This is a genomic window from Bradyrhizobium lablabi, from assembly GCF_001440475.1.
GTDB classification, from domain to species: domain Bacteria; phylum Pseudomonadota; class Alphaproteobacteria; order Rhizobiales; family Xanthobacteraceae; genus Bradyrhizobium; species Bradyrhizobium lablabi.
In genome coordinates this window covers 1-1219 of record NZ_LLYB01000006.1, presented here as the reverse complement: position 1 = coordinate 1219, position 1219 = coordinate 1, and the positions used below count along the sequence as shown (strand labels likewise).

General features: G+C 54.9%; 2 protein-coding genes. One reads left to right on the top strand and one right to left on the bottom strand.

Annotated elements, in window-relative coordinates:
- The coding region (locus CQ14_RS44345; protein WP_210183138.1) for a cupin domain-containing protein at window positions 1–260 on the top strand (260 nt) is incomplete at its 5' end.
- A gap of 214 nt (window positions 261–474) precedes the next feature.
- On the opposite strand, the gene CQ14_RS43060 is transcribed toward CQ14_RS44345, so the two are convergent.
- Window positions 475–1014, bottom strand: a complete 540-nt coding sequence (locus CQ14_RS43060) for a hypothetical protein (RefSeq protein ID WP_156434577.1) — start codon at window positions 1012–1014, stop codon at window positions 475–477.
- Window positions 1015–1219 lie beyond the last annotated feature (205 nt).

Below are 1219 nucleotides of genomic sequence, written 5' to 3'. Positions count from 1 at the left end.
GCGCTTATGCCATGGAACCACGCCGCCTGACGGCCTCAGCTTGCCCCTTACTGATGAGTGGCAGCTTTGGGAACGCCATGGGGGAAAAGTTTGATCCCTCGAAAGGCGAGACATTGAAGCCGGGCTCCGTCTTCGCGCTGCCGGCGAAACACCCCCATTATGTTTGGACGACAAACGAAGAAACGATCGTCCAAATTGTGTTCACTGGGCCGGGGGGCATCGAGTTCATCGATCCAGCCGACGATCCGCGCAAGAAGTAAAAACGAAGCGCCGAAGCATGAGTGATTAAGAGGCCGACTCAATCGGCGGCCTCTTTCTTCATTCCGGCACAGGCGCGATGTCGGCTGTTGGCCCTCGGCCGAACTGCCTTTGAGCGGCCGCAATGGCCGCTCCCAGAGGAAACCGGACCTGACGAGATGAGCGGCCGGACCGCCGCTTGTGACCCAAAGCAGAAGTTGAAGCTTCCCTGCTAAATCAGCGGCGGCCTTCCTTGCGCAGTTCTTGGATGCGATCGACAATCATCAGCACGGTGGAGTCAAAATATGCGACGACATGGTTCGCCACGCAGATCGAGATGTCCGCGCCCGATGGGCAGAAGACGATCTTGGTAGGAAATTCGTGCGGCGACTTATGCATGTCTTGATAGAAGCTATGGACGATTAGAGCACTAGCTACCGTGGGGCTATCGCTCGGTCCCTCAGCCAAACTCGCTACAAACCACAGTGTAAGTTGGCGAGGCTCGGTGATCGTTCTGCGGAAGCACTGACGACCGAACTCCACAGGATAATCTAGCCCACGATCCTGCAGCCGTGCCGCGACCTTTTCAGAAACATATTTGTTTACCAAGATTCGATCGAATGTTCCCTCAAGTTTCGGGCTGGCCTCAAATTCAACGAGGCTACAAATCGACCGGAACAGATCGTACTCGTGGGCTATGCTGTGTGCATGTGCTGACTGCGAAACCAGAATCGCGGTGCCCAGCGCGAACCATCGCAGCCATCCAATTTCAGTCAACAGACGTTTCATAAGTGCAGCATAGCACTAGAACAACTAGTAGACTAAGCCCTCTTCCGCGCCACCGCCGGTCCAGATTGCCGCGGCTGTGACCAACTCAAACAAAATACCCGCAATAGAATAACACTCCGCATACCAACTAATGCCTGTTCCTGGCCGATTTTGTTGCAAAAGTCGGTTGAGTAAGACCTCGAACGGTGATTCC